This is a genomic window from Acinetobacter sp. GG2 (assembly GCF_000292385.1).
GTDB lineage: Bacteria > Pseudomonadota > Gammaproteobacteria > Pseudomonadales > Moraxellaceae > Acinetobacter > Acinetobacter seifertii.
Map to the genome: position 1 here is coordinate 69,780 of NZ_ALOW01000023.1, position 7,452 is coordinate 77,231.

A 7,452-nucleotide genomic window follows, 5' to 3' on the forward strand; every position below is an offset into this window, starting at 1 on the left:
TATATGAATTTAAAAATGCGGCGCTATTGTAACAGAATAGCAGCACAAATGATGACCTACGAAGGTCACGAGTCGATGAGTAAAAAATTAGTAAAAAGAGTCGGTTTTATGACAAAAGCAAAATAATTTTCATGAAATATTCATCAAATGATCATGATATTGAAATATTTCATGTCCAATATGCCGAAATATTACAGTTGCTTTGTATGAAAAATAAACATATGGGTCATTTTATTTATTTTTTTGCTGTAAAAATAAGCACAAAAGGAGCTTGTAAATAATGATTTAAGTTATTGTATTTTAATAAAAAAATAAAAAATAGCGAGGAAAGGTGCATCAAATGAGGTCAAAATATAAAAAATTGACTTCATCAGGCGGCTCTTTGTCATATAATTGTCATAATTTAATTTAAGAATACAGAGGATTTTATTATCCTCTTACCGTCTGCATGAATTCTAATCTACCCCCTGTTTCGGATTCAAAACTTGCGGCAAACCTGCAAGCAAAATCGACGAATGTACACGTCCCAACACCGAAATTTTTTATGCCGGTGTTTCTGACGATTATTGTTGCAACACTTATTTATATTGGGTTTCAGGTTAGTGCTGATTTAGCGCATGTTCCACCTTTGAGCCTTTATTCGGTTATTCTTTTATCTACTGCGCTTTTCATTGCATTGGGCTTTGAATTTGTAAATGGTTTCCACGATACTGCCAATGCAGTTGCAACGGTCATTTATACAAATGCATTGCCGGCACCAGTTGCAGTCATGTGGGCTGGTTTTTGTAATTTCCTTGGGGTAATGGTCGCAAGTGGTGCTGTTGCTTATGGCATCATTGCATTGCTTCCTGTTGAACTTATCATGAATATGGGTAGCGGTGCTGGCTTTGCAATGGTTTTTGCATTGTTAATCGCTGCAATTCTTTGGAACCTTGGTACTTGGTTCTTAGGAATCCCAGCTTCTAGCTCTCACACCTTGATTGGTTCAATCTTGGGCGTGGGTATTATGAACCATCTATTGAGTGCATCGACTGGCGTAACGACTAGTGGTGTAGATATGGATCAGGTGATTAAAGTAGGTAAGGCATTATTATTTTCACCTTTAATTGGTTTTGCTTTTGCAGCAATCTTATTCTTGTTGGTTAAAACTATTTTTAAGCGCCAATTAGAATTATTTCAGCCACCTGAAGGTAATAAGCCACCACCAGCAATCATTCGTGCAATTTTAATCTTTACCTGTACAGGTGTAAGTTTTGCACACGGTTCAAATGACGGCCAAAAAGGTATGGGACTCATCATGCTCATTTTGGTTGGTTTAGTACCATTAGCTTATTCAATCAATAAAAACCTCGATACACAACAGGTTCAATCATTCCACCAGCTTTCTTCTCAAACTGCTGTTTTGTTAAACCATAATCAGCAAGAATTGACTGATGAAAAAGCGCGTGAAGTTTTAACTAAATATATTCAAACCAAGCAACAAACACCTGAAGTTGTACCTGCATTGGCAAGTATGACTGACCACTTAGGTGCTCGTGTTTCTAGTTATCGCGACTTAAAGGATATTCCTGAAGCTGCGATTAGTGAAATTCGTAATGACATGTATTTAAGCACAACCACGTTTAAACGTTTGGACAAAGCAGATGCTTTACCAAAAATGGATGATTCACAGAAAAAGCTTGTGAAAGATTATCGTGGTAGCTTGGATTCATTCTTACAGTACATTCCAAACTGGGTGAAAGTTGCCGTTGCATTAGCACTTGGTCTTGGCACTATGGTCGGTTGGAAACGCATTGTGGTAACTGTAGGTGAGCGTATTGGTAAGAACCATATGACTTATGGTCAAGGTATGTCTGCTGAGCTTATTGCAATGAGTACAATTGCAGCAGCAGATGGTTTAGGTATGCCAGTTTCAACTACACATGTTTTAAACAGTGCTGTTGCAGGTACCATGGTTGCAAATAAATCTGGTCTAAACTTTAATACTGTTAAAACAATCTTATCAGCTTGGATATTTACTTTACCTGCGACTATCTGTTTGTCTGGTGGTTTATATTGGTTGTTCTTAAAGTTCATTTAAGTTGTCTGTTTAAATCTAAAAAGCCACTATGATTAGTGGCTTTTTTATTGGCATATCTAAAAAAAGATCGCTTTTTTTAGATAAATTCAGTAAAGAATGAATGATTATTGCAAATACTTATTGCTGTGTGACTAGCTCAAAAAATTGATAAAAGGATATAGGATGAAAACGGTTCAACTTGATCAGCTAAAACAACAATTCCCACTCATTCAAACATTACAAGATTACCAAGAAACATTTTGGTTTAACCCGAATCGTTATCCTTTAAAAGATGCACTCGCGAAAGTTGGTCTTAGCGAGCAAGATGTAAAAGACGCCGAGGCTAGGCTAGACCGTTTTGCTCCTTACTTGGCAAAAGTTTTTCCTGAAACTCAAACGCAACACGGAAAAATTGAATCCGAGTTAGTTGAAATTGCAAATATGCAGCAAGCCCTATCTGTAAAAGAGCAAAAGGAACTTAGAGGCAGCCTTTGGCTTAAAAAAGATAGTCATTTACCGATTTCAGGTTCAATTAAAGCACGTGGTGGTATTTATGAAGTCTTGGCTCATGCTGAAAAACTAGCAATTGAGGCAGGGCTTCTTAAGTTAGAAGACGATTACAGTAAACTCGACCAAGATGCATTTCGGACATTTTTTTCCAAATATCAAATTGCAGTAGGCTCTACAGGTAATCTTGGTTTATCTATTGGTATTATGAGTGCGAAGCTCGGCTTTAGAGTGACGGTGCATATGTCTGCTGATGCAAGGCAATGGAAAAAGGATAAATTGCGTTCATTGGGTGTTAACGTGGTTGAATATGACAGTGATTATGGGGTTGCTGTAGAGCAGGGACGTAAAGCTGCAGAACAAGATCCAAATTGCTTTTTTATTGACGATGAAAATTCAATAACATTATTTTTAGGTTATGCCGTTGCGGGGGTACGTTTAAAACAGCAGTGTGAGCAAAAGCAGATTAAAGTCGATGCTGAACATCCATTGTTTGTTTATTTACCTTGTGGCGTAGGTGGTGGTCCCGGTGGCGTGAGTTTTGGGCTTAAACTTGCTTTTGGCGAGCATGTACATTGTATCTTTGCAGAACCCACGCATTCACCTTGTATGTTATTGGGTGTGCATACAGGACTGCACGATGAGATTTCAGTAAATGATATTGGTTTAGATAACATTACTGCTGCAGATGGGTTAGCTGTTGGTCGTGCTTCTGGATTCGTAGGGCGAGCTATGGAACAGTTAATTGATGGTTACTACACGATTCATGATGAACGTTTATATGAGTTGATTGCACTTTTAAATCAAACGGAAAATATTCAAGTTGAGCCCTCAGCAGCGGCTGGCATGATGGGGTCATATTATGTGCAAACTACTCCTGATTATTTAGCTTTGCATCAATTGTCTGCAGAGAAGTTAAAGCAGGCAACACATGTGGTTTGGGCAACTGGTGGCGGTATGGTGCCACCGGATGAAATGCAAAAATATTTGACACATAGTCAAAACAAATAACTGAAGTTAAAAAAAGCCCAATTCGAAAATTGGGCTTTTAATTTCATTATTTTTTAGAGAATTTCTTAAAAGGAAGTTTCTCTGCTGCAAAACCGTAAATAGCAGCAAAAGGGAGAGCTGTACGGGCTAAATAAGCCACACGCCATAGACCACCGTGATTGGCACCTTCCATCATTAATTCTAGAGGATGATCAAGTACAGTTTCTGGGTTTGCTACAGAGGACTCACTTCTTAAGTCATGAATCCATAGCGCTGCCATAATCGCATTGGTCGTTTCAGGGCTGAATGCTTCGACATCAAAAAGTTCAGCACCATTAAATGCTGCTTTAAGTAGTGGGTTTTTGGTCACCGAGTGAGTTGTGGTAGACGGAGCAATATTAATACTTACACGTTGGCCTTGATGACGAGCAAGTGTTGCACGCCATTGTTGAATGCGTTTTGCCAAAGCATAGTTTGGTCCTTGTTCAACTACTAAGCAGTCTGCAATGCCATAAGTTTTACCATTCTCACTGGTAATTAAATCTTGATAAGGCGCTTGGAAAAAACGTTTAAGTGAAAGAGCAGAAACCCCTTTCGCAGCCATTTTCTGTAGTTGTGAACGCGATTTAAATTTCTCTTGAGCTGCTTCTGCAACTTCTTGAGGTACTGCGTAAACATCGGTTGGAGTACACATAAACATTAAGCTGGTATCTGATTTATGTTCACTCACATATTGCATAATGCTGTCCATTGCCATTGAAACACGGACATGTTTTTCACCGTCTAAATACGCAATAGCAGCTAAATCTAACTTTTGTGGAAATTGAACTAACCACTGTGCAATTTCTGGAAGTTGAGTCAGTAAATTGGCACCTAATTTATCTCTTAACTCGGAGGCTTTTGCTGACGAGTCAACTGATTCAATCGTTGGTGCAATAAGCGTTGCATTTCCATTTTTAATCGTATTTAAGATTTTGCCCCACACTCGTGAATTTGGTAAGTCTATTGCAATAATATTAGCTTTCCATTTTGCCAGCCAAGGTAAGGGACCCGCTTCTGATGCTGCACCAAACAACACCATAGTACGATCTGATAAATCAAACCATTCAGGATGTGCCATAGCTTCACGTAATGCGTTTGCATGGCTTGGTTCAATAATCCCTGCATTTTCCCATTTTTGAATTTGGTCAAGAAGACTTTGTCCACTGAGTTTCTGACCTTTATATGGAACATACCATTCCGGTGCCGATTCACTTTCGCCTTTGAACTTTACTGTATTTAAAGGTGCAGACGCAGGAATGCGAAGAGCATCTTTTAAAAGGTAATGTTTGCCATCTCTAAAAAAATCAAAAAGATGATGTGCCTTATGTAACCCTTGTTTTGCAATGGTGATTGGATTGTTGCTATTAGAAAGTCCATGCTGAACAAGCGATTTAAAGTATGTTGGATAATTTTTCCGCCAGTTTTTTTCAGTCAAAATCTGTTGAGCAGTTTTATTATCTACAATAGATAAAGCTTCTGACAAAATCTCTTGGCCTGTGCGAGAAGTACTTTGCTTTTTTGTTGAAGCGTGTATTGGAAATTGTAGACCTTCTACTTGACTCTGACTGGACATAAAATATCTCACTTGTACGGTATCATTAATATACAGGTGTATACATTATCTATGCCAACGTAAAGAAACGAGTGGCAATAACTGACAAAATGAAAATTAAATTATTTATGTGATAGAGGTGGTTTGAGTGAATTTTTATGATAATTCTATCTCATTTTTACCTCATTTTTTTTCACATTTTTAGAACATTTTTATAGACTTACGTTACATAAATGATTATTTTGTACAGAGCAAAGTCATCAGGTCTAAACTGAAGATAAAATGTTCAAAATGTATCAATAAAAAAGATACGATGATGATGAAAAACTAGACTTTTTTATTAAACGATAAGACTAGTGAAACGGAATAAGAAAGAATTGGGGTGAAACTAGATGGAAGACAACGTAAGATTGTCTTTTAAAAATCTTGGGGATATGGTGATTTTTTTGCACCATAATTTTCTAGTTTCGCCCCATCTAATTTTGGGTGAAACCCTTCACGTGAGCTGTAAATCATCTTGCTAAAGGGCAAGATCAATTCGTTACAGTCTACCTAAATCTTTAGCAACGGCCTTTCTTAGCTTGTCCTGGTGGACAGAAGTCTCCTGGATGTCCGTAATGTGGTGAATCTGGATCGACCACAACACTGCCAGCTGGGGTGTAAACTGCACAAGCCGATAGTGATAGTGTGAAAATTGCAGCTGCACAAACTAGAAATGTTTTCATATTGTTCTCACTTTTTATCATTCTCCCTTTTACTATCTACTATAGAAATTATTAGATCGTTTTTCGATCTATTTTTGGTTAAGAAATATCAATACTACAAAATAGTTTTAACTTGTTAAGGTGTACGTAAAATTGTTCGAAAACCGACGTGGGTAGCTGCTAAATCAAAATCTTGAGGGTAACGGCTACTGTTGCGATAACGTGAACAATAATTTTCAGCACACAAAAATGAGCCTCCTTTAATGACATATTGGGTACTGCTCATTTCTTTTTGTCTTAAATCAGAATAATTACCCATATGCTGATCATGTGCGCCTTGGTAGGGAGAGGATGTCCATTCCCAAACATTTCCAATCATATCGAATAGTTTAAAGCCATTAGGTTTAAAACAGCCAACAGGAGCAATACCAGTAAAATGGTCTTGATTCAAATTTTCAAAAGGAAATACACCTTGCCAGTAATTTGCTTGGGGATGCTGATGTTCATCAGTAGGTGCTTGGTGTAAAGGTGTGTTAGTTTTTGAGTTTGCTTTAGCTGCGTATTCCCATTCAAGTTCTGTGGGTAAATCGCGTCCTAGCCAAACTGCATAATGCTCAGCATCATTTTTTGTCACGTAGCGTACAGGTTCATGAGGGTTGGGAAGTGCGCCATTTTTGCCGTTTGGGGTCTTCCATGTATATCCAGACTTTAGTTGCCACCATTGCTGTGGGTGATGAGGGTCTGGTGAAAAAACAGCAGCCTGTTTTTGTTTTTCAGCATCGGTAATATAACCCGTGGCTTTTACAAAAATTAAGAACTGAGCAACAGTGACCTCTGTTTGATCAATCCAGAAACCTTTAACTTCGCGCTGTTTTTTCCCGAAATTAAGCTCATCAGGATAAGCTTTTTCAGAGCCAAAATTAAAATGTCCATCTGGTATGAATACCATTCCGGCAGTTGTATTTTTAAGCCAACCTGCAGGAAGGCCTGTATAGCTTTTACACTGTTCAATAGAACCCAAAGCAGCCGATGGGGTGGTTTGCTTTGGTAAAACTGTTTTCGTGTCAGAGCTATGTTCAGACTTACTACAGCCTGTGATGAATAGCAGGCTGATTGTAGTGCTTAGAACCAGTTTCAATTTCATTTGGCGTTATATTCCTGTACGCCATTTTGCTCAGTGTATTTTTGATAAACCGAGAGCAACTCTTGTACTTTTGCTGGGTAAAGCTGCGCAACATTGTGATTTTCACCGCGGTCAGTGGCAATGTTATAGAGCTCCCAAGTACTCGTACCTAATTCAGGACGACCTTGAAGCGCAATTTTCCATTCGCCTTGTTTCGCATATTTACTGCCATGGAGTTCATCGGCAAAACTGAAATTGGCAGGGCGTATCGTTTGTGATTTATTTTCAAGTACAGATTTCCAAGAATAACCGCTCGGTGTATTAATGGTTCGGCCTTTATATTGCCCTTGAGGTACTGGAATATGAGCATAATCTAATAATGTTGGAAAAACATCGAGTACCGATGCAAAACTATGATTGGTTTCTTCAGCTTTCTTTTGGTTTGGTAATTTCACAATGGCAGGTGCTGTGGTTG

At 38.3% G+C, this 7,452-nt stretch carries 5 protein-coding genes and 1 pseudogene; 2 read left to right on the forward strand and 4 right to left on the reverse strand.

Annotated features, from left to right (window positions below):
- The first annotated feature begins 448 nt into the window (after nucleotides 1-448).
- Both B554_RS0103315 and B554_RS0103320 read left to right on the forward strand, forming a co-directional pair.
- Nucleotides 449-2,080, forward strand: a complete 1,632-nt coding sequence (locus B554_RS0103315) for an inorganic phosphate transporter (RefSeq protein WP_004703132.1) — start codon at nucleotides 449-451, stop codon at nucleotides 2,078-2,080.
- A gap of 162 nt (nucleotides 2,081-2,242) precedes the next feature.
- Nucleotides 2,243-3,577 carry a D-serine ammonia-lyase gene (locus B554_RS0103320; protein WP_019456971.1) on the forward strand — a complete coding sequence of 445 codons (1,335 nt, stop codon included), beginning with the start codon at nucleotides 2,243-2,245 and terminating at the stop codon, nucleotides 3,575-3,577.
- A gap of 46 nt (nucleotides 3,578-3,623) precedes the next feature.
- On the opposite strand, the gene B554_RS0103325 is transcribed toward B554_RS0103320, so the two are convergent.
- The 4 genes and pseudogenes from B554_RS0103325 to B554_RS0103340 form a co-directional block, all read right to left on the reverse strand.
- On the reverse strand, nucleotides 3,624-5,171 hold the full coding sequence (locus B554_RS0103325) for a hypothetical protein (protein ID WP_019456972.1): 1,548 nt from the start codon (nucleotides 5,169-5,171) through the stop codon (nucleotides 3,624-3,626).
- Between the two features lie 539 nt (nucleotides 5,172-5,710).
- Complete coding sequence (locus B554_RS0103330) at nucleotides 5,711-5,875, reverse strand: hypothetical protein (RefSeq protein WP_019456973.1); 165 nt, start codon at nucleotides 5,873-5,875, stop codon at nucleotides 5,711-5,713.
- A 115-nt stretch (nucleotides 5,876-5,990) separates the two neighbouring features.
- Complete coding sequence (locus B554_RS0103335; protein ID WP_019456974.1) at nucleotides 5,991-6,998, reverse strand: formylglycine-generating enzyme family protein; 1,008 nt, start codon at nucleotides 6,996-6,998, stop codon at nucleotides 5,991-5,993.
- Nucleotides 6,995-7,452 (reverse strand): annotated as a pseudogene (locus B554_RS0103340) (arylsulfatase); the annotation flags it as partial. The pseudogene B554_RS0103340 and the gene B554_RS0103335, both read right to left, overlap by 4 nt.